Origin of the sequence: Streptomyces erythrochromogenes (genome assembly GCF_040684695.1) — a bacterium.
GTDB lineage: Bacteria > Actinomycetota > Actinomycetes > Streptomycetales > Streptomycetaceae > Streptomyces > Streptomyces erythrochromogenes_C.
Genome location: NZ_JBFBGM010000027.1, coordinates 26,507 through 46,742, shown reverse-complemented (window position 1 = coordinate 46,742; position 20,236 = coordinate 26,507). Strand labels below are relative to the sequence as shown.

Annotated in this window: 19 protein-coding genes; 5 read left to right on the top strand and 14 right to left on the bottom strand. The window is 72.6% G+C overall.

Going from position 1 to position 20,236, the window contains the following annotated elements:
• Window positions 1-532: 532 nt before the first annotated feature.
• Both AB0O53_RS30585 and AB0O53_RS30580 read right to left on the bottom strand, forming a co-directional pair.
• Window positions 533-1,255: a helical backbone metal receptor gene (locus AB0O53_RS30585; protein WP_350998188.1), complete on the bottom strand. Its 723-nt coding sequence runs from the start codon at window positions 1,253-1,255 to the stop codon at window positions 533-535.
• Window positions 1,256-1,263: 8 nt separating this feature from the next.
• Window positions 1,264-1,812 carry a helix-turn-helix domain-containing protein gene (locus AB0O53_RS30580; protein WP_381755629.1) on the bottom strand — a complete coding sequence of 183 codons (549 nt, stop codon included), beginning with the start codon at window positions 1,810-1,812 and terminating at the stop codon, window positions 1,264-1,266.
• A gap of 312 nt (window positions 1,813-2,124) precedes the next feature.
• On the opposite strand from AB0O53_RS30580, the gene AB0O53_RS30575 reads away from it, so the two are divergent.
• The 4 genes from AB0O53_RS30575 to AB0O53_RS30560 all read left to right on the top strand — a co-directional run bounded on the left by AB0O53_RS30575 (window position 2,125) and on the right by AB0O53_RS30560 (window position 6,747).
• Window positions 2,125-3,030: a 5'-3' exonuclease gene (locus AB0O53_RS30575; protein ID WP_350998448.1), complete on the top strand. Its 906-nt coding sequence runs from the start codon at window positions 2,125-2,127 to the stop codon at window positions 3,028-3,030.
• A gap of 48 nt (window positions 3,031-3,078) precedes the next feature.
• Window positions 3,079-3,918 carry a siderophore-interacting protein gene (locus AB0O53_RS30570; protein WP_350998193.1) on the top strand — a complete coding sequence of 280 codons (840 nt, stop codon included), beginning with the start codon at window positions 3,079-3,081 and terminating at the stop codon, window positions 3,916-3,918.
• Between the two features lie 290 nt (window positions 3,919-4,208).
• A complete protein-coding gene (locus AB0O53_RS30565) occupies window positions 4,209-5,771 on the top strand; it encodes a serine hydrolase (protein WP_365199964.1) in 1,563 nt (520 codons plus the stop codon).
• A gap of 19 nt (window positions 5,772-5,790) precedes the next feature.
• Window positions 5,791-6,747, top strand: coding sequence for an RluA family pseudouridine synthase (locus AB0O53_RS30560; RefSeq protein ID WP_365199961.1), 957 nt, complete (start codon window positions 5,791-5,793; stop codon window positions 6,745-6,747).
• A gap of 117 nt (window positions 6,748-6,864) precedes the next feature.
• Here the strand turns inward: AB0O53_RS30560 and AB0O53_RS30555 are convergent, their stop codons facing one another.
• From AB0O53_RS30555 to AB0O53_RS30500, 12 genes are all read right to left on the bottom strand, one after another.
• The gene (locus AB0O53_RS30555; RefSeq protein WP_350998206.1) at window positions 6,865-9,705 is read right to left on the bottom strand and encodes a DEAD/DEAH box helicase; all 2,841 of its coding nucleotides are present in this window, start codon (window positions 9,703-9,705) and stop codon (window positions 6,865-6,867) included.
• A gap of 46 nt (window positions 9,706-9,751) precedes the next feature.
• A complete protein-coding gene (locus AB0O53_RS30550) occupies window positions 9,752-10,639 on the bottom strand; it encodes a diacylglycerol kinase (protein WP_365199958.1) in 888 nt (295 codons plus the stop codon).
• 74 nt (window positions 10,640-10,713) lie between these two features.
• Complete coding sequence (tatC, locus tag AB0O53_RS30545) at window positions 10,714-11,679, bottom strand: twin-arginine translocase subunit TatC (RefSeq protein WP_365199956.1); 966 nt, start codon at window positions 11,677-11,679, stop codon at window positions 10,714-10,716.
• Window positions 11,680-11,726: 47 nt separating this feature from the next.
• On the bottom strand, window positions 11,727-12,020 hold the full coding sequence (gene tatA / locus AB0O53_RS30540; protein WP_350998212.1) for a Sec-independent protein translocase subunit TatA: 294 nt from the start codon (window positions 12,018-12,020) through the stop codon (window positions 11,727-11,729).
• A gap of 191 nt (window positions 12,021-12,211) precedes the next feature.
• Entirely contained in the window at window positions 12,212-12,412 is a 201-nt protein-coding gene (locus AB0O53_RS30535) for a hypothetical protein (protein ID WP_350998214.1), read from the bottom strand.
• Between the two features lie 27 nt (window positions 12,413-12,439).
• Window positions 12,440-12,667, bottom strand: a complete 228-nt coding sequence (locus tag AB0O53_RS30530) for a CpXC domain-containing protein (protein WP_030025910.1) — start codon at window positions 12,665-12,667, stop codon at window positions 12,440-12,442.
• A gap of 12 nt (window positions 12,668-12,679) precedes the next feature.
• Window positions 12,680-13,648 carry a helix-turn-helix transcriptional regulator gene (locus AB0O53_RS30525; RefSeq protein ID WP_350998217.1) on the bottom strand — a complete coding sequence of 323 codons (969 nt, stop codon included), beginning with the start codon at window positions 13,646-13,648 and terminating at the stop codon, window positions 12,680-12,682.
• A gap of 121 nt (window positions 13,649-13,769) precedes the next feature.
• Window positions 13,770-14,726 carry a helix-turn-helix transcriptional regulator gene (locus tag AB0O53_RS30520; protein ID WP_350998220.1) on the bottom strand — a complete coding sequence of 319 codons (957 nt, stop codon included), beginning with the start codon at window positions 14,724-14,726 and terminating at the stop codon, window positions 13,770-13,772.
• 123 nt (window positions 14,727-14,849) lie between these two features.
• On the bottom strand, window positions 14,850-15,227 hold the full coding sequence (locus tag AB0O53_RS30515; RefSeq protein ID WP_350998223.1) for an FKBP-type peptidyl-prolyl cis-trans isomerase: 378 nt from the start codon (window positions 15,225-15,227) through the stop codon (window positions 14,850-14,852).
• A gap of 38 nt (window positions 15,228-15,265) precedes the next feature.
• Window positions 15,266-16,207, bottom strand: a complete 942-nt coding sequence (locus AB0O53_RS30510; protein ID WP_350998225.1) for an FKBP-type peptidyl-prolyl cis-trans isomerase — start codon at window positions 16,205-16,207, stop codon at window positions 15,266-15,268.
• A 114-nt stretch (window positions 16,208-16,321) separates the two neighbouring features.
• On the bottom strand, window positions 16,322-17,683 hold the full coding sequence (gene pafA / locus AB0O53_RS30505; RefSeq protein ID WP_031153848.1) for a Pup--protein ligase: 1,362 nt from the start codon (window positions 17,681-17,683) through the stop codon (window positions 16,322-16,324).
• A 140-nt stretch (window positions 17,684-17,823) separates the two neighbouring features.
• Window positions 17,824-19,086: an MFS transporter gene (locus AB0O53_RS30500; RefSeq protein ID WP_350998229.1), complete on the bottom strand. Its 1,263-nt coding sequence runs from the start codon at window positions 19,084-19,086 to the stop codon at window positions 17,824-17,826.
• Window positions 19,087-19,221: 135 nt separating this feature from the next.
• Between AB0O53_RS30500 and AB0O53_RS30495 the strand changes: the two genes are divergently transcribed.
• A complete protein-coding gene (locus AB0O53_RS30495) occupies window positions 19,222-20,220 on the top strand; it encodes a LacI family DNA-binding transcriptional regulator (RefSeq protein ID WP_350998232.1) in 999 nt (332 codons plus the stop codon).
• Window positions 20,221-20,236 lie beyond the last annotated feature (16 nt).

Below are 20,236 nucleotides of genomic sequence, written 5' to 3'. Positions count from 1 at the left end.
GGGGCGGGATCCGGGCTCGCGGTGCGGGTTCCCTCGCGGGAGGCGGGGCGGAATCCGGCATCGTGCGGCCGGGTCGCGGTGCGGGGTCCCTCGCAGGAGGCCGGGCGGAATCCGATTTCGTGCGGCCGAGTCGCGGTGCCGCCGAGGGATGTCTCCTCGGCTCGGCGCGTGCGGCCACTTCGCGGCTGTGCAAGGTGGTCGCGCCTCGTCCTGCGGGGACACCCCTCACCGTCCCCACTCCGACAGCGCGAGCCCGGTTCCGCGAGCGCCGAAGCACCGGTGTGGGGTGGGGACACGGCGGAGTGTCCCCGCAGGACGAGCGCGCAACCCGGGCCGCCTGACCGCGAGGTACCCGCACGCGCCGAGCCGAGGAGACACTCCGCCGGGGCACCGCCCCACCAGCGCCATCCCGCCCCGCGGAAACCCGGCCCCATTCAGCCTCGCCGGCGATTGAGGCGCGGGGTCCTGGGCGGAGCCCCGGGAACACCGGCCGAGCAGGACCGCCCGGCCCGGCCGAAGCAGACCAGACCCGCTACCCCGGCGGGAGCCGAAGGGCCTCCGCCAGTACCCTCGGCGCGTCCGCCAGCGACGGCCCGTACCAGGTCAGGTGCCGCCCGTCGACCAAGGCCGCCGGCAGACCGGGAAAGGCTTCCGGGCCGTCCTCCGCGGTGAAGCGGTACGGCTCGTCCGGCAGCACCACCAGATCGCAGCCGGCCGCGGCCAGCTCCTCCACCGGGACCCTCGGGTACCGCTCCGCGTGCCCGGCGTACACGTTGCGCACGCCGAGCCGCGCCAGCAGGTCACCCGCGAAGGTGTCCCGCCCCAGCACCATCCACGGCCGCCGCCACACCGGTACGAAGGCCGTGAGCTCCCCCACCGGCTCCGCGCGGGCCCACGCCGCCTCCGCGTCCGCCAGCCACGCCGGCCTCGCCAGCCCCAGCGCCCCCACGAGCACCCGGTCCAGCTCCCGCAGCGCCTGCGGCAGGTCCCGGACCTCGGTGACGAGCACCTCCACCCCCGCCGCGCGCAGCGCGGCCAGGTCCGGCGCCCGGTTCTCCTCCTCGTTGGCGATCACCAGGTCGGGGCGGAGTTCCGCGATCCGGCGCACGTCGGGGTTCTTCGTCCCCCCGATCCGCTCCGCCGCCCCGAGGTCGCCGGGGTGCGTGCACCAGTCGGTCACCCCGACCAGCCGCCCCGGCGCGCTCACCGCCACCGCCTCGGTCAGCGACGGCACCAGCGACACGACGCGCCGCACGCCGCCGCTCACTGCCCGGGTGACGGGGGCTCGGACGTGGCGTGGATGTGGTCCCCCACCGCCACCACCAGGATCCGGGTGTCCTCGGTGACGGCCCGCCAGCGGTGGCGCACGCCTCCGGACAGGAACAGCGCGTCCCCGCTCTCCAGCCGGTACGCCCGTCCCTCGGCCTCGACCTGGCAGGCACCCTCGACCACGTACATCAGTTCGTCGTTGCGGTGCTGGTACTCGCGACCGGCGTCCTGGTCCCCGGTGAACTCCATGGCGTGGAGCTGGTGGTGCCCGCGCACGAGGGGCCGTACGCCGGGGATCGGGGTGAGCCCGGACTCGTCGCCGGCGCGTACGAGGTCCACCGTGCGGGCGGTGTCGGAGGCGGCGAGCAGCTCGACGGCCGTGGTCTCCAGGGCGTCGGCGACGCGTTCCAGGGACCGCATGCTGGGCCGGGCCCGCTCGTTCTCTATCTGACTCAGGAAGGGCACCGACAGGCCGCTGCGCGCCGACACGGCGGCGAGCGTGAGGTGGAGCGCGCGGCGGCGCTTGCGCACGGCCACCCCCACCCGCAGCGGTTCCTTGCCGTCCTTGTCCTTGCTCTTGTCGTCCCTGTCGTCCAGTTTGCCGTTCAGGCCGTCCCTGCCGTCCCTGTCGTTCATGTCGGGGCTGCCCTCCCCATGTCCGTGGCACATCGGTGTGCTGTAAGCACCTTACGCAGCAACGGGCTCCGGTTTCGCCCGCACCGACCTTCCCGTACCCGTCCACTCACCGTGCGTGGTGCTCGGGGGGCGGACGGGAGCACGCCGGGGCGTCCCGGCGGCCGGGACGGCGGTGCGCCGCGTTGCGGCATCATCGTCTGCGTGACGACACGACGCCTGATGCTCCTGGACACCGCCTCCCTCTACTACCGCGCCTACTTCGGCGTGCCGGACTCCGTGAAGGCACCCGACGGCACCCCGGTCAACGCCGTGCGCGGGCTCCTCGACTTCATCGCCCGGCTCGTCCAGGACCACCGGCCGGACGACCTGGTGGCGTGCATGGACGCCGACTGGCGGCCGCACTGGCGGGTGGAGCTGATCCCCTCCTACAAGGCCCACCGGGTCGCCGTCGAGACGGAGGCGGGTCCCGACGTGGAGGAGACCCCGGACACGCTCGCCCCGCAGGTGCCGATCATCGAGGCGGCCCTGGACGCCTTCGGCATCGCCCGGGTCGGCGTCGCCGGGTACGAGGCGGACGACGTGATCGGGACGCTCACCGGCCGCGCGACGGGACCGGTCGACATCGTCACCGGCGACCGGGACCTGTACCAGCTCGTGGACGACGCCCGGCAGCGGCGGGTGCTGTACCCGCTCAAGGGCGTGGGCACCCTCCAGGTGACGGACGAGGCGTGGCTGCGGGAGAAGTACGGGGTGGACGGCCCCGGTTACGCCGACCTCGCCCTGCTGCGGGGCGACCCGAGCGACGGCCTGCCGGGCGTTCCGGGCATCGGCGAGAAGACGGCGGCGAAACTCCTCGACGCCTATGGCGACCTGGCCGGGATCATCGCGGCGGTCGGCGACCCGAAGTCGAAACTGACACCCACCCAGCGCAAGCGGCTGGACGAGTCCCGTCCGTACCTCGCGGTGGCCCCGAAGGTGGTCCACGTGGCCTCTGACGTGCCGCTTCCGGAGTTCGACGCGGCGCTTCCGGCGGTCCCGGCGCAGCCCGAACTGGTCGACGCACTAGCCCATCGGTGGGGATTGGGCGGCGCTGTGTCCCGTCTGAGCGGCGCCCTGCACTCCTGAGGTGCTAACTTAGGTAAGGCTAAGTTTCATGGGAGTCAGGGAGTCACCGTGGCAGAAGGACGCGGCCGCACTGTCGGCACCGCCGTTGTCGTACGCACCGAACGGCTGTCGCCGCACATGGTGCGGCTCGTGCTGGGCGGTGAGGGGCTGGCCGACTTCGGTGCGGGCGACTACACCGACCATTACGTGAAACTCCTTTTCGCTCCCGAGGGTGTCACTTACCCCGCCCCGTGGGACCTGGAACGCATCCGCGGCGACTTTCCCCGGGCGCAGTGGCCGCGCCAGCGCGCCTACACCGTGCGGCACTGGGACCCGGTCCACCTGGAGCTGACCCTCGACTTCGTCGTCCACGGCGACGAGGGCCTGGCCGGCCCCTGGGCGGCCCGGGCCCAGCCGGGCGAACTCGTACGGTTCCTCGGGCCGGGCGGCGCCTACGCCCCGGACCCGGCAGCCGGCTGGCACCTCCTGATCGGCGACGAGAGCGCCCTGCCGGCGATCGCCGCGGCGATGGAGCGGATGCCGGTGGGTGCGCGGGTCCACGCCATCGTGGAGATCGACGGCCCCGCCGACGAGCTGAAGATCGCCACCCCCGACGGCATCACCCCGGTCTGGCTCCACCGCGGCGACCGCCCGGTCGGCCAGGCCATCGTCGAGGCGGTCCAGGCCATGGAGTTCCCCTCGACGGACGTCCACGCGTTCGTCCACGGTGAGGCCGGCTTCGTCAAGGACCTGCGCCGCCACCTCCGCCTGGAGCGCGGCATCGCACGCGAGCGCCTGTCGATCTCGGGCTACTGGCGCCTGGGCGAGACGGACGAGGGCTGGCGCGCGATCAAGCGCGACTGGAACGCCACGGTCGAGGCCGAGCAGGAACACCGCGCCGCAGCCTGACCCCTCCGGGGCGGTCCGCAATATCAGGGACCGCCCCCGCCATCTCAGCCCCGCCGGCGTTTGAGGCGCGGGGTCCGGGGGCAGCGCCCCGCCTTCCCCGCCGTGGCCGGGGCAGTTCGACGCGCCCGCTGTCTCAGCCCCGCCGGCGTTTGAGGCGCGGGGGTCCGGGGGCGGCGCCCCCGCAGCGGCGCCGCACCCGTCAAGGCACCCGCAGGCACCCGCACCCGCCCCGCCGGAGGCCCCGGCAGCCACGGCGCGCGCCGAACGGCGTACGGCGGGACAATGTGCCCATGCGTACGCTCCGCGCCCTCGGGGCGGCAGGAGCCGCCGCCCTCCTCACCGCATCCGCCGCCACAGCGGCCACGGCGGCCACGGCCGCCACGGCCGCGCCGAGCCCGCCCCCGGCTCCCCGCCCCCAACTCACCGACGCCGCCGTCGACAAGGCCGTCGCCCGCCTCGATGCCACGGTCACGGACATGATGCGCCGCACCGGCGTCCCCGGCGTCGCGGTGGCCGTCGTCCACGACGACGAGGTGGTCCACCTCAAGGGCTTCGGCCTCCGCCGCACCGGCGCGAGCGCCGCCGTCGACCCCGACACCGTCTTCCAGATCGCCTCGCTCTCCAAGCCCGTCTCCTCCACCGTCGTCGCCGGCACCCTCACCGACCCCGACGCGTGGGACCGGCACACCGCCCTCCCCGGGTTCTCCCTCAAGGACCCCTGGGTGACCGGGCACGTCACCACCGCCGACCTGTTCTCCCACCGCAGCGGCCTGCCCGACCACGCCGGCGACCTCCTCGAAGACCTCGGCTACGACCAGTCGTACATCCTCGACCACCTGCGCCTGGAGCCCCTCACCCCCTTCCGGGCGAGCTACGCCTACACCAACTTCGGCTTCACGGCCGCCGCCGAGGCCGTCGCCCGGGCCAAGGGCACCAGCTGGCAGAAGCTCGCCGACGACACCCTCTTCAAGCCCGCCGGAATGACCGACACCAGCACCGAGTTCTCCGCCTTCGCCGACTCCCCGGACCGCGCCGCCACCCACGTCAAGAACCCGGACGGCACCTGGAGCCCCCGCTACGTCCGCGACCCGGACGCCCAGGCCCCGGCCGGCGGAGTGAGCTCCACCGCCCGCGACATGTCCCGCTGGCTGCGGCTCCAGCTCGCCGGAGGCACCCTCGACGGCAAGCGGATCATCCCCGCCGACACCCTGGCCCGTACCCACGTTCCCGCGGTCGTCTCGCAGCCGCCCGCGACCCCCACCGCCCGCACCGGCTTCTACGGCCTCGGCTGGAACGTCTCCTACGACGACGCGGGCCGGCTGCGCCTGAGCCACTCCGGAGCCTTCGAACTCGGCGCGAACACCAACGTCACCATGCTCCCGCTGGAGCAGCTCGGCATCGTCGTCCTCACCAACGGCGCCCCCGTGGGCCTGGCCGACGCCGTCGCCCTCGACTTCTTCGACTTCGCCGAGCACGGCAGGGCCACCGCCGACTGGCTGGCCCTCGCCGGATCCCTCTACGCGCAGATGGACGCCGCGGGCCGCTCCCCCACCGACTACGCCCACCCGCCCGCCGGTGCGAAGCCGGCCCGCGACAGCGCCGCGTACACCGGCACCTACGACAACCCGTTCTACGGCAGGGCCACCGTGACCGCCGGCGACGACGGCACGCTCACCCTCGCCCTCGGCCCGAAGCCACTGCGCTTCCCGCTGACCCACTACGACGGCGACACCTTCAGCTTCGTGACCACGGGCGAGAACGCCGTCGGCCGCACCGGGGTCACCTTCGCCGACGGCACCCTCCGCGTGGAGTACCTCGACGCCGACCACCTGGGCACCTTCACCCGGCAGTAGCCGCATAGCCTGTCCCCCGATGAGACGCAGAGCCCAGCCACCCCCCTCGCCCCTCCCCCAGCGGGCCGGCATCGACCCGGTCCGGCTCCGGCTGCCGCCCGACCCGGACGGCGCCTGGCCGGACCTCGGCAGCCACCTCGCCGCCCGCTACGCCGGCACCCGCGGCGAGGAGTCCATGGCGCGGCTGCTGGCCGCGGGCCGGGTCCTGGGCCCCGGCGGCCGGGTCCTGCACGCGCACGACCCGTACGAGCCCGGCGCCTACCTGTGGTTCCACCGCGACATGGAACCGGAACCCCGGGTGCCGTTCGCGGTCCGCGTGGTCCACCGCGACGAGCACCTGCTGGTGGTGGACAAACCGCACTTCCTGGCGACCACCCCGCGCGGCAGCCACATCACCGAGACCGCCCTGGCCCGGCTGCGCGAGGAGCTCGGCCTGCCCGGGCTCAGCCCCGCGCACCGCCTGGACCGGCTCACCGCCGGCCTGGTGATGTTCAGCGTCCGGCCCGAGGACCGCGGCGCCTACCAGCTCCTCTTCCAGCGGCGCGAGGTGCACAAGGAGTACGAGGCCCTCGCGCCCCACGACCCGGCGCTCGCCCTCCCCCGTACCGTGCGCAGCCGGATCGAGAAGCTCCGCGGGGTGATCGCCGCGACCGAGGTGCCCGGCCCGCCCAACGCCGAGACCCTGGTCGAGCTCGTCGGCGTACGCGGCGGCCTGGGCCGCTATCGGCTGACCCCGCACACCGGCCGCACCCACCAGCTGCGCGTGCACATGAACGGCCTGGGTCTGCCCCTCCTGGGCGATCCGGTGTACCCGGAAGTCACCGATCCGGCTCCGGACGACTACCGCAGGCCCCTGCAACTCCTGGCCCGCGTACTGGCGTTCACCGACCCGGTCACCGGCTCCGCCCACCGCTTCGAGAGCACCCGCGCCCTCCGGGCCTGGCACGACCGCCCCGGCTGGGAATCCGGACCCTAGACGACGGCAGGCCCGCGTGGTGGTGGCCGCGCGTCCCCGGACCGAGAACGACGCGGCCGCCGCGCCCAGGAGTTCCTCGCGCGGCGGCCGGCCGACCCGTCTGGGACCCTCGTCCCCCTAGCTGACGGAGCTGTAGGCCACGACGCCCCGAAGGAGTGCGTCCACGGCCTTGCGGGCGTTCTTCGCGACCGTGCTGCCGCTGTCGCCGCCGGCCGAGGGGGCCGCCGCCGCGATCTGCCCGAGCACGTCGATGACCTGCTTGCACCAGCGCACGAAGTCGCCGGCCGGCATCTCCGCCTCGCGCAGCACCTCGTCCAGGCTCTTGTCGGAGGCCCACTGGTACGCCGCCCACGCGAAGCCGAGGTCCGGCTCGCGCTGGCCCACGCCCTCCGCCTGGTTGATGCGGTGCTCCTCCTCCAGCGCGTCGAGCCGGCCCCAGATGCGGACCATCTCGCCGAGCGCCGCCTTCGCCGCTCCGCCCGGCACCTTCGGCGCGACCGCGTCGTCGGACTGCCGGGCCTCGAAGACCAATGCCGAGACGCAGGCGGCCAGTTCCGCCGGGCTCAGGCCCTCCCAGATCCCGGCGCGCAGGCATTCGGACGCCAGCAGGTCGAGCTCTCCGTACAGGCGGGCGAGCCGCTTGCCGTGCACGGTGACCTCGTCCTCGCGCAGGTAGTCCAGCTCGGTCAGCAGGGCGTGGATCCGGTCGAAGGTGCGGGCGATCGTGTTCGTCCGGCCCTCGATCCGCCGCTCCAGCGCCTGCGTGTCCCGCTTGAGCCGGTGGTAGCGCTCCGCCCAGCGGGCGTGGTCCTCGCGCTCGTCGCAGCCGTGGCAGGGGTGCGCCCGCAGTTCGGTGCGCAGCCTGGCGATCTCACGGTCGTCGGCGGCCGCGGCCCGGCCGCGGGAGCGCCGCTCGGGGGTGATGTGCCCGGCCTTGCTGCGCAGCTGGGAGGCGAGGTCCCGACGGGACTGCGGCGAGCGCGCGTTGAAGGTCTTGGGGATCCGCATCCGGTCCAGCGCCTCGACCGGGACCGGGAAGTCGATCGCGGCGAGCCGCTTGACCTGCCGCTCCGCGGTGAGCACCAGCGGGCGCGGGCCCTCGGCGTACTCGTACCCGCGGCTGCCGTGGACCCGTCCGGCCGGCACGCCCGGGTCCAGGACCAGCGCGAGCCCGGCGAACTTGCCCGTCGGCACGTGGATGATGTCACCCGGCTTGAGCTTCTCCAGCGAACTGGCCGCCTGCACCCGCCGCTGGGCGGCGCCCTGCTTGGCCAGTTCCGTCTCGCGGTCCTTGAGGTCGCGGCGCAGCTGCGCGTACTCCTCGAAGTTCCCCAGGTGGCAGGTCATGCCCTCCCGGTAGCCCTCCAGGCCCTCCTCGTTGCGCTGCACCTGCCGGGAGATCCCGACGACCGAGCGGTCCGCCTGGAACTGCGCGAAGGAGGTCTCCAGCAGCTCGCGCGAGCGGTGCCGCCCGAACTGGCTGACCAGGTTGACGGCCATGTTGTACGACGGCTTGAAGCTGGAACGCAGCGGATACGTACGGGTACCCGCGAGCCCGGCGAGTCCCGCCGGGTCCATGCCCCGCTGCCAGAGCACGACCGCGTGGCCCTCGACGTCGATGCCGCGGCGGCCGGCCCGGCCGGTCAGCTGCGTGTACTCGCCGGGGGTGATGTCGGCGTGCTGCTCGCCGTTCCACTTGACCAGCTTCTCCAGGATCACCGTGCGCGCGGGCATGTTGATGCCCAGCGCCAGGGTCTCCGTGGCGAAGACGGCCTTCACCAGGCCGCGGACGAAGAGCTCCTCCACGACCTCCTTGAAGGTGGGCAGCATGCCCGCGTGGTGCGCGGCGATGCCCCGCTCCAGGCCTTCGAGCCACTCGTAGTAGCCCAGGACGTGCAGGTCCTCGGTGGGGATGGCGGCGGTGCGCGCCTCCACGATCTCGCGGACCCTGAGGCGGGCGGACTCGTCGTTGAGGCGCAGGCCCGCGTACAGGCACTGCTGGACGGCGGCCTCGCAGCCGGCCCGGCTGAAGATGAAGTTGATGGCGGGCAGCAGCCCGTCGTTGTCGAGGCGGGCGATGACCTCGGGGCGGGACGGGGTCCAGATCCGGCCGCGGGAGCGCCGCTCGCGCTCGCGGTCGGCCTCGCGGACCATCTTGCCGCGCCGGCGGTCCTTCGGGCTGTAGGTGCGGCTGTTCTCCTCGCGGGCCATGCGCAGCAGGTCGGGGTTGACCTCCCGGCGCGCGGAGCCGCGGCCTCCGTGGTCGGACTCCTCCTCGAAGAGGTCGTAGATCCGGCGGCCGGCCATGACGTGCTGCCACAGCGGAACGGGCCGCTCCTCGGAGACGATGACCTCGGTGTCGCCGCGCACGGTGTCCAGCCAGTCGCCGAACTCCTCGGCGTTGGAGACGGTGGCCGACAGGGACACCAGGGTCACCGATGCGGGGAGGTGGATGATCACTTCCTCCCACACGGCCCCGCGGAACCGGTCGGAGAGGTAGTGGACCTCGTCCATCACGACGTGGCCGAGGCCGCGCAGGGACTGGGAGCCCGCGTAGAGCATGTTGCGGAGCACCTCGGTGGTCATCACGACCACCGGCGCCTCGGAGTTGACGCTGTTGTCGCCCGTCAGCAGGCCCACCTTGTCGGCGCCGTAGCGCTTGACGAGGTCGGCGTACTTCTGGTTCGAGAGCGCCTTGATCGGCGTGGTGTAGAAGCACTTGCGGCCCTGCGCGAGGGCCAGGTGCACGGCGAACTCGCCGACAATGGTCTTGCCCGAGCCGGTCGGGGCGGCGACGAGGACGCCCTTGCCGGCCTCCAGCGCCTTGCAGGCCTCCACCTGGTACGGATCCAGGTCGAAGTCGTACATCTCGCGGAAGGGGGCCAGGGCGGAGGCCTCTTCGGCGGCGCGGATCCGGGAAGCGGCGTACCGCTCGGCGGGTGAGAGTTCTTCGGTCATCTTGCTGTCGAGCCTACCCGCCGGGTCTGACAACAGTCGCGATCATTTATGTGAGGAGCCGGACCGCCCCGGGCACGCACTCGGCGGTCACCGGGAGGGGCCCCAGCGGCTCCCCGTCCGCGTACGCGGTCAGGCCGGGCGCCTCCAGGGTGATCTTCCGGGCGCGGTGGACGCTCACCTTCGGGTGGGAGAGGTGGCCGCCCCGGTAGACCTGCGGGAACACCTTCAGCAGGGTGGTCCGGCTGCAGTCGCCGACGACCGTGACGTCGAAGAGGCCGTCGTCGGGCACGGCGTCCGGGCAGATGCGCATGCCGCCGCCGTAGGAGGAGCCGTTGCCCACGGCGACCAGGGTGGCCTCGGTCTCGATGACGGGGCCGTCGTCGAGGGTGATGCGGTACGGGAAGGGCCGGAAGGCGGCCAGTTCCGCGATCATCGCGAGGTCGTACTTGAAGCGGCCCGCCGGCAGCCGCATCCGGTTGCCGCGGTCGTTGACCTTCGAGTCGAAGCCGGAGCACAGCACGGTCCCGTACCAGGTGGCGCCGACCCGCCCGAGGTCGGTCTCGCGGATCCGGCCCTCCTTGAGCGCCTCGGCGGCCATCCGCCCGGCGAGCGCGGGCTCCCGGACGGGCAGTCCCGTGGCCCGGGCGAAGTCGTTGCCGGTGCCCACCGCGACGACCCCGAACGGCACCGGGGTGCCCGCGAGGGCCTGGAGCGCCAGGGAGACCATGCCGTCCCCGCCCACCGCGACCACGGCGCCGGTGCCCTCGCGCACGGCGGCCGTCAGCCGGGCCAGCGCGTCCGGGGCGTCGGCGCCCACCAGGGTCCGTACGGAGAAGCCTGCCGCCCGCAGAGCGGAAGCGGCCGGCTGCGCGGCGTGCGCGCCCCGGCCGCGTCCCGCGGTGGGATTGACGAAGAGGGTGACCTCGTAGCTCACCCGGGGAATGTACCGGAGCCCTGTGACGGGCCCGGGGCGCCCCGGGGGCCCCGGCGGCCACCGGGGTGCGGCCGTCAGGTGGCGTCGTCGTAGCCGTTGATCCGCTGGCGTCCGCCGTCGGCCTGTCCGGGCAGCGCGGCGGGGGCCGGCGCCGATTCGACCTCGCCTATGGGGGCCGGGGTCAGGTCGAGCTGCGAGGCCTCGTCGTCGCTCAGTTCCGCGTCGGGGTTGTTGCGCCGGCGGCGGCGGTCGTTGAGGAGGCAGAGCCCGACGGCCGCGAAGTAGAGGGCCACGATGGGCAGGGCCAGCGCGAGCATGGTCGGCGGGTCACCGGTGGGCGTGGCGAAGGCGGCGAAGATCGTGATGCCGAGGACCATGCCCCGCCACCAGCCGGCCAGGCGCTTGCCGCTGAGGACGCCGGTGAAGTTCAGCAGGATCAGCAGCAGCGGCAGCTCGAAAGCCAGACCGAAGACGATCACCATGCGGGTGACCAGGTCGAGGTAGTCGTCGACCGGGAGCAGGTTGCGCGCGTGGTCGGGCGTGAACTCGAGCATGATCATCGCGGTCTGCGGGAGGATCTTGTACGCGAGGACGGCGCCGGCCATGAACAGCGGCGCGCCGACCGCGACGAAGCTCCGCGCGTACTTCTTCTCGTGGCTGTGCAGCCCGGGCGCGGCGAACGCCCACAGCTGGTACAGCCACACCGGCGCGGAGAGCACCACACCGGCCATCAGCGAGACCTTGAGGGCGATCGAGAACGCCGAGATCAGGCCGTTCACGGTCATGTCGGCGCAGGGCCGTCCGTTGCGCTGGGTCACCACGCCGTTCGTGCAGCCGACGGAGTCCAGCATCGGCTTCAGCAGGAAGTTGATGATGTCCCGGTAGAAGAAGGCCGCGACGATCGTGATGACGAGGATCGCCAGGACCGACTTCAGCAGGCGGTTACGCAGTTCGCGCAGGTGCTCGACGAGAGGCATGCGCCCTTCGGCGTCCTTTGCCTTTCGTTCTTGTTTCCCCTGCTTGCGGGCAGACTTGAGCAACCCACGTCCCTTGTCTCGTTGCAGATGACTGGCGTGAAGGGCGTTCGTCAGCCCTGGGCGGTGCGGTTCGGCTCGCTGACCGGCCGGGAGCTGGTGACGTCACCGGGCGCGGCCTGGATGGTGCGCGGGGCGACCGGCGCCTGCGCGGACTGGTCGGCGGCCGGGGCCGCGGCCGCGTCGTCGGCCTCGCCGTCCTTCTTCATGGCCTTGGCCTCGCTCTTGAGGATGCGGGCCGACTTGCCGAGGGAGCGGGCCATGTCGGGGAGCTTCTTGGCGCCGAACAGCAGGATGATGACTCCGAGAATGACGAAGATTTCCCAACCCCTGAGGTTGCCGAACATAGGTATCTTCCTTTTCTCCGAGGTTCACAGCACACCGGCACAGGCGCCTGGGACTGTCTCTACCCAGGATCGTAACCCCAGGGGGTTAACGCCCGGCAATCCCCCGGCGTACCCGGTCTTGCGTCCTGGCCGGTTGTCAATCCCCCGGTCACGGGCCTGTCGCGTGCGCGACGTACGACCGTCGCGCCCGTTCACGGCCGTACGTCGCCGCCCGCTCGTGCCAGCCCCACGGCCTCCCGCTCCAGGTCGGCCGACGCGGCGGTGATCCGGCGGCTGGCCAGCGCGACCTCCGCGGAGAGCCTGCGCACCTCCGCGTACACGCGCACGGCCAGCACGGCGAGCACGGCGACCCCGAGGAAGCCCAGGACAATTGCGAACATCGGCCACAGCATGGGGCCGAGCCTAGGCCACCGGCCGCCTCAGATGCTGCGCAGGGTGCTCACGCCGCCACCGGTCAGCAGTTCCACGATGCGGTCCCCGGCCGGTTTGCGGACGGCGGCGCCGCATTCAGGACACGTGAAGGAGTAGAAGGTGGCCCTGCGGCTGCCGCCGATGGCCAGCCGCAGGGCGCCCGCGTCCAGCTCGAAGCGGGCGCGGCACTCGGGACAGGAGGCCTTGAAGGCGACCGGCCCGGACGTTGGCGACATCGACCGCGCCCCTCAGACCTGTTCCCCGTACCCCGCGAGTGCCTCCCGGGCGGCGCTGCGCGCGCTGTCCGCCAGCTCGGCGGGGGCCACGATCCGCCCCTCGCGGCCCAGCCGCAGCGCGAGGCGCCGCAGGGAGGCCGGGTCCGGGCTGCGCAGCGTGATGCGCAGGCCACCGTCCGCGAGCTCCTCGGCGCTGTCGTGCGGGTAGTACTCGGCGACCCAGCGGCCGCCCGGTCCGACCTCGACCACGACCTCCGGGTCCTCGGCGGCCGGCTGGACGAGGCCCACGGACAGGTCGCGCGGCTCGATGGCGGGCGGCTCGGCCCGCTCGTCCAGGAGTCGAATTTCGGCCACCCGGTCGAGGCGGAAGGTGCGCCGGGCCTCGGAAAGGTGGCACCAGCCCTCCATGTAGGTGTGACCCACCGCGAAGAGCCGGATCGGGTCGACCTCGCGCTCGGTGAGCTCGTCCCGGGCCGGCGAGTAGTAGCGCAGCCACAGCCGCCGGCGTTCCGCGATGGCCCGGTCGACGTCCGCGAACACCCCGCCCTCGGACTCGAAGGTCACCGACAGCCGGGAGCTGGCCCCGGCCGCCTCGCCCGCGGCCGCCTCCAGTTTGGCGGTCGCCCGCAGCAGGGCGTCCCGGTCGCTCTCGCGCAGCCCCGGCAGCGTCGCCACGGCGCGGGCGGCGACCAGCAGCGCGGTCGCCTCGTCGGCGGCCAGCCGCAGCGGCTCGGCGGTGGACTCCCCCGAAGCGTCGGGATTGCGCCACCAGATGCGCTCCCCGTCGGTGTCGATGTCGAGCAGGTCCCCGCCCCGGAAGCTGGTCCCGCACATGGGCAGCACGTCGAGGTCCGAGATCAGCTCGTCCTCGGTGATGCCGAAGGCACGCGCGACGTCGGCGACGTGCGCCCCCGGGCGCTCGCGCAGGTACGTCACCAGGGACAGCATCCGGCGGGTCTGGTCGATGGCGTTGGCAGCCATGCTGGTACGTCTCCCCCTCAGGGCACGTCTGTGGATGTCGCGGATTCGAAGTGGTGCGGCGGACGGACCGGCCCCGCACCTCGGGCGGGACCCGCACGGCGGGCGCCCCCCGGACAGCGTGTCAGGCGCCGGCGACGGCTCGCAGCCGGTCCACCACGTCCGACCGGAGATCGGAGGGCCCGACCACGACGACGTCGGGCCCGAACTCCACCAGCCAGGCGTCGAGCCCGTGCCCGTAGGGGATCTCCAGCTCGTCCCAGCCGTCCGTGCCCTCGTGCACCGCCGTGGCCTTGGCCCGCAGCGGGTAGCCCGCCCCGGCCCGCAGCCGGATCAGCGCGGAGCGGTCCGCGCTCTCCCCGGCCCAGCTCGCCACGGTCTCCCGCACGGTCACCGTGTCCGGCACCTCCGCGGTGTACTTCGCCGCGCGCGAGCGGACCTTCCCGGTGATCCGCGACAGCCGGAACACCCGCTCCGCCCCGCGGTCACGGTCGTAGCCGGCCAGGTACCAGTGCCCGCGCCAGCACTCCAGCGCCCAGGGCTCCACCTGACGGGTCTCGGGCCGGGCCGCGGTGGACTTGCGGTAGTCGAAGACCACCGGGCGGCGGTCCCGGCAGGCCAGCATCAGCGGCTCGAAGGCCGCCTCGTGGACCGGGATGCGCGGCTCGATGGCGCTGTGCTGTCCCTCGTACGGGTTGTCCGCCTCCGGCATCCCGCCCGCCCGCAGCTTCTGCAGGGCGCCGCTGGCGGCTCCCGCGAGGCGGGCCTGCTGCCAGACCTTGGCCGCCAGCCCCAGGGCGGCGGCCTCCTCGGCGTCCAGGGAGACCGGGGGCAGCCGGTTGCTGTCCCGGCGGGCCAGGTAGCCCGTCTCCCCCTCCAGGTTCTCCACCGTCTCGATCACCAGACCGAGCTCGCGCAGGTCGTCCTTGTCCCGCTCGAACATGCGGTTGAAGGACTCGTCGTTGCCGGCTTCCATGTAGGCCTCGATGGAACCGCGCAGCTCGCGCTTGCTCAGCGGCCGGCGGGTCCCCAGCAGACACAGCGCCAGATTCATCAGACGCTCGGCCTTGGCAATCGCCATCGAAGCCCATCCCCCGTTTCTCGACACACTCGTGACCGTTGACCGTACCGCCCCGGCGGTCCCGGACAAAAGCGAGGGCCCCCGCCTCACGGCGGGGGCCCTCGTGCTGTCGGCGGCCCGGTATCAGGCGGCCATCAGGTCGCAGACGAAGATCAGCGTCTCGCCCGGGGCGATCGCACCGCCCGCGCCACGGTCGCCGTAGGCGAGGTGGGCGGGGATCGTCAGCTTGCGGCGGCCGCCGACCTTCATGCCCTGGACACCCTGGTCCCAGCCCGCGATGACCTGGCCGACACCGAGCTGGAACTGCAGCGCGGAACCGCGGTTCCAGGAGGCGTCGAACTCCTCGCCGGTGGAGAACGCCACGCCCACGTAGTGGACGGAGACGCGCGAGCCGGCCTTGGCCTCGGCGCCGTCACCCACCCAGATGTCCTCGATGACGAGGTCGGTGGGGACCGGGCCCTCGGGGAAGTCGATCTCGGGCTTCTCGAGCTTGTCGCTCACGGAACTGCTCCTCAAACTATGGGACAACCGGGACAGTCTTACATCACCGCGAGGATGTCGAGGCTGAAGACCAGCGTCGAGTTCGCCGGGATGGTCCCCTGCTCCTTGTCGCCGAAGCCCATGTCCGGCGGGATCACCAGCAGGATGCGGCTGCCGACCTTCTTGCCGACGATGCCGTCCTTGAGGCCCTTCACCTGCAGCTGCTCCAGCGGCCAGGTCACCGACTGGCCCGAGGTGTAGGTGCTCTCGAACGTCTTGTCGTCCTTCCACGTCTTGCCGTGGAACTTGACGACGACGCTGTTCTTGTCCGTCACGGCCGGACCGTCGCCCTCCAGGACGTAGTTGGAGACCAGCTTCGCCGGCGGGGTGACGTCCTTCGGGACGGCCACGGAGACTTCCTTGCCGTCCGTGTTCGTACCGACCTTCGGCAGGTCCTTGTTGTCCTGGGCCACTTCCTTGCCCGTGGCCGAGGCCGGGACCGTGGCGCCCTTGACGATGTCCACCACGAACACCAGCGTGGCGTTGCCCTTGATCTTCGGGGGCGAGCCCTGCTCCCCGTAACCGAGCTCCGGCGGGATCACCAGCTCGACACGGCTGCCGACCTTCTGGCCCTCCAGGCCCTGGTCCCAGCCCTTGATGACGGCGCCCGCGCCGATCGTCACGTCGAACGGCTGGCCCTTGCCGAAGCTCTGGTCGAACGGCTCGGTGCCGTCCCACACCTGACCGTAGTAGTTGACCTGGGCGATGTCGCCCTTCTTCAGCGCCGGGCCGGTGCCCTCCTTGACGGTCACCACCTTCAGCTCCTTGGGCGGCTCGCCCTTCCCCTTCGACAGGGTGGGAGTCTCCCCGAACTCGGCACCCTTGGTGATCGCGGGCGCTCCGTTCTTCATCTGGGCGGAGTCGGAGCCGCTGTCGTCGCCACACGCCGCAGTCGACAGCAGCAGGAGGGGTACGACAAGCAGGCCGGCAATTCGGCGCACGGGTTCCTCAGATCTCAGACGGCAAGACGGTCGCCCGCCACTCTAAGCCGTGAGCAGGGCCCCGTACGAGAAACGTACGGGGCCCTGGTGAGAAGTGGGACGTCACACCGGCCGCTACATGCCGGCGATCAGCTTCTCCACGCGGTCGTCGACCGACCGGAACGGGTCCTTGCACAGCACCGTGCGCTGCGCCTGGTCATTGAGCTTCAGGTGCACCCAGTCGACCGTGAAGTCCCGCCGCTGCTCCTGCGCCCGCCGGATGAAGTCGCCGCGCAGCCGCGCCCTCGTCGTCTGCGGAGGCACCGACTTGCCCTCGAAGATCTTGAGGTCGTTGCAGATCCGTGCCGCCTGCCCCTTGCGCTCCAGCAGGTAGTACAGCCCGCGCCGGCGGTGGATGTCGTGGTAGGCGAGGTCTATCTGAGCCACCCGCGGATTCGACATGGTCATGTTGTGCTTGCCCCGGTACCGCTCGATCAGCTGGTACTTCATGACCCAGTCGATCTCGGTGCCGATCCGGTCCAGGTCCTCGGCGTCGATCGCGTCCAGCGTGCGGCCCCACAGCTCCAGCACCTGGTCCACCACGCCGGTACGGATGCCCCGGCGCTCGGCGAAGTCCACGGCCTTGTCGTAGTACTCCCGCTGGATCTCCAGCGCGGAGGCCTCCCGGCCGCTCGCCAGGCGCACCTTGCGCTGGCCCGTGATGTCGTGGCTGACCTCGCGGATCGCCCGGATCGGGTTCTCCAGGGTCAGGTCCCGCATCACCGTGCCCGCCTCGATCATGCGCAGCACCAGGTCGGTCGCCCCGACCTTCAGCAGCATGGTCGTCTCGGACATGTTCGAGTCGCCCACGATCACGTGGAGGCGGCGGTACCGCTCCGCGTCCGCGTGCGGCTCGTCGCGCGTGTTGATGATCGGGCGCGAGCGCGTCGTCGCGGAGCTGACGCCCTCCCAGATGTGCTCGGCCCGCTGGCTCACGCAGTAGACGGCACCCCGAGGGGTCTGCAGCACCTTGCCGGCACCGCAGATCAGCTGCCGCGTGACGAGGAACGGGATGAGAATGTCCGCCAGGCGGGAGAATTCCCCGTGCCGGGCCACCAGGTAGTTCTCGTGGCAGCCGTACGAGTTGCCCGCCGAGTCGGTGTTGTTCTTGAAGAGATAGACGTCGCCCGCGATTCCCTCCTCGTGCAGGCGGCGTTCGGCGTCGACGAGCAGTCCTTCGAGAATGCGCTCGCCTGCTTTGTCGTGCGTGACCAGCTCGGTCACGTTGTCGCATTCGGGAGTTGCATATTCCGGATGCGAACCCACGTCGAGGTAGAGGCGGGCGCCGTTCCGCAGGAAGACATTGCTGCTGCGGCCCCATGACACGACACGGCGGAAGAGGTAGCGCGCCACTTCGTCAGGAGACAGTCGGCGCTGTCCCCTGAACGTGCACGTGACGCCGTACTCGTTCTCCAGCCCGAAAATGCGGCGGTCCATGACTGAACATTACGCCTTCTGCCCTCTTCTGAAACCGGGTTCGGAGCCGCCGTTTCGATCAGTTCCCCCGAGCAGCCCGCCGGACACCCGGCGGGCGCCCGGTGAAAGCCGCGGGCGCGCCGCACCGACGCGCCCGCCCGTCACTGCGCCGACCGGGCCTGCGGGGCCACCTCATCGGCTCCGCCCGGCACTCCCTGCGCCGAACCCGCCACCGCACGGCTGTGCCCCGCAGTTGACAGGGCCCCCTGAGTCACCATCAGAACCAGCAGCGCCGCACCGCCCGCGGCGCACGCCACCCCGAAGCCCCACGCGGTACCGCCCAGCTCCACCGCCGGCCCCGCGGCCGCCGTGCCGATCGCCGCACCCACACCGAAGAACGTCACCAGCCACGAGAACGCCTCGGTCACCGTGCCCGCCGGCGCGTGCCGGTCCACCACGATGAACGCGCACGCCAGGGACGGCGCCAGGAACACGCCCGACAGCGCCGCCAGCGCCGTCATCGCCACCGGCCCCGGGATCAGCAGCAGCGGCAGGTAGCCGACCGCGAGCAGCGCCACCAGCAGCCGCAGCCGCCGCTCGGGCGCACCCGCCCACTGGCGCGCACCGTAGAACACGCCGCCGATCAGCGCGCCCAGCCCCAGCGCCGCCATCAGCCAGCCGTACACCGCCTGGCCCCCGTTGTCGTCCGCGTACGCCACGCCGGCCACCGTGATCGAACCCAGCGCCATGCCCACGAAGAAGAACGCGCCCAGCAGCGCCAGCAGCCCGCGCGAGCGCAGGGCGCCCAGCCAGTGGGCCTCCCGCGGCTCCGAGCGCCACGTCCGCGACGGCTCGCTGACCACCACCGACAGCGCACCCAGCAGCCCGATCGCGTTCAGCGCCAGCAGCGCCCCGGCCGGCGACCACACCGCCACGAACAGCGTCACCAGCAGCGGACCGACGGTGAACATGACCTCCTGGGCCACCGCGTCCATCGCGTACGCCGCGTGCACCTTCTCCTCGCGGCCCCCCAGCACGCTCGGCCACAGGGCCCGCAGCCCGCCCTCCAGCGGCGGCGTGAAGAGCCCGCCGACCACCACCGCGGCGTACGCCGCGACCACCGACCCGGTGCCCGCGAGCGCCAGCCACACCATGCCGAGCGCGGACAGCAGCGCCGCCGGCAGCTGCACCCGCGGCTGCCCGAACAGGTCCACGGCCCGCCCCAGCAGCGGCTGGCCCACCGCGTTCGCCAGCCCGTACACGGCGGCCAGCGCCCCCGCCAGGCTGTAGCTGCCGCCCTCCGCGCGCGTGAACAGCACGATCGCGATCGGCGCGGTGGCGTTCGGCAGCCTGCCGACGAGCGTGCCCGCCAGCAGCCTCGCAGCGTGCCGGGTCCGGAGCAGCTCCGCGTATCCCGCGGCCATGACGGCCCCCTTCTGCCCGGCCCCAGCCGGGGTAATACGTATAACTTGACGCGTCATACGTACCATGGCCACAGTCCGCGGGTCCACCCCACGGACCACCCCACCACCCCTGACCTCGCACGACAGGAGCCCCGTGTGACGAGACCCACCAGCCGGGACGTGGCCACCGCCGCCGGGGTCTCCCAGGCCACCGTCTCCCTCGTCCTCGGCGACAAATGGCCCGGCCGCGTCTCCGAACGCACCGCCGCCCTCGTCCGCGAGACCGCCACCCGCCTCGGCTACCGGCCCAACCTCGCCGCCCGCAACCTCCGCCTCGGCTCCACCCGCACCGCCCTCCTCGTCGTCCCCGCCCTCACCAACGAGTTCTTCGCCCGCGTCTACACCGGCGCCGCCCGCGTCGCCGCCGAACACGGCTTCGGCGTCGTCCTCTACCCCTCCCCCGACGGCACCGGACCCGCCCGCGACCCCTTCGCCTCCGCCCGCGCCGCCCTCGACGGCGTCATCGCCTCCTCCATGGCCGCCCACGCCCTCCACGCCATCGGCGGTGACACCCTCCCCCTCGTCATGCTCGACAGCGACCCCCGCGCCACCGGCTCCGCCGCCCACGTCAACCTCGCCATGGCCGACGGCATGCGCCAGGTCACCGAGCACCTCCTCGCCCTCGGCCACCGCCGCTTCCTCCACCTCGCCTCAGCCGTCGACTCCTGGACCTTCGACACCCGCGCCGAAGCCCTCACGACCCTCCTGGGCCCCGGAACCGAGCTGCGCACCGTACGGTCCCCCCTCACCGCCGACGACGCCCGTACGGCCATGGAGGCCGCCCTCGCGGCCCCACAGGGCCGGCCCACCGCCATCGTCTGCGACGACGACATCCTCGCCGCCGGCGCCTGCAAGGCCGCCCGCCGCCTCGGCCTGCGCGTCCCCGAGGACCTCTCCGTCACCGGCTTCGACGACCTGGCCCTCGCCACCGCCGTCGAACCCGAGCTCACCACGGTCCACCTCCCCGCCGAACGCGTCGGCGAACAGGGCATGACCGCCCTCCTCGCCGTCCTCGAAGGCACCCCCTGGACCGCCCCCGACATCCCCGTCACCCTCGTCGTCCGCGACTCCACGGGCCCGGCCCCCACCCCGTAGCCGCCCGGACACTACG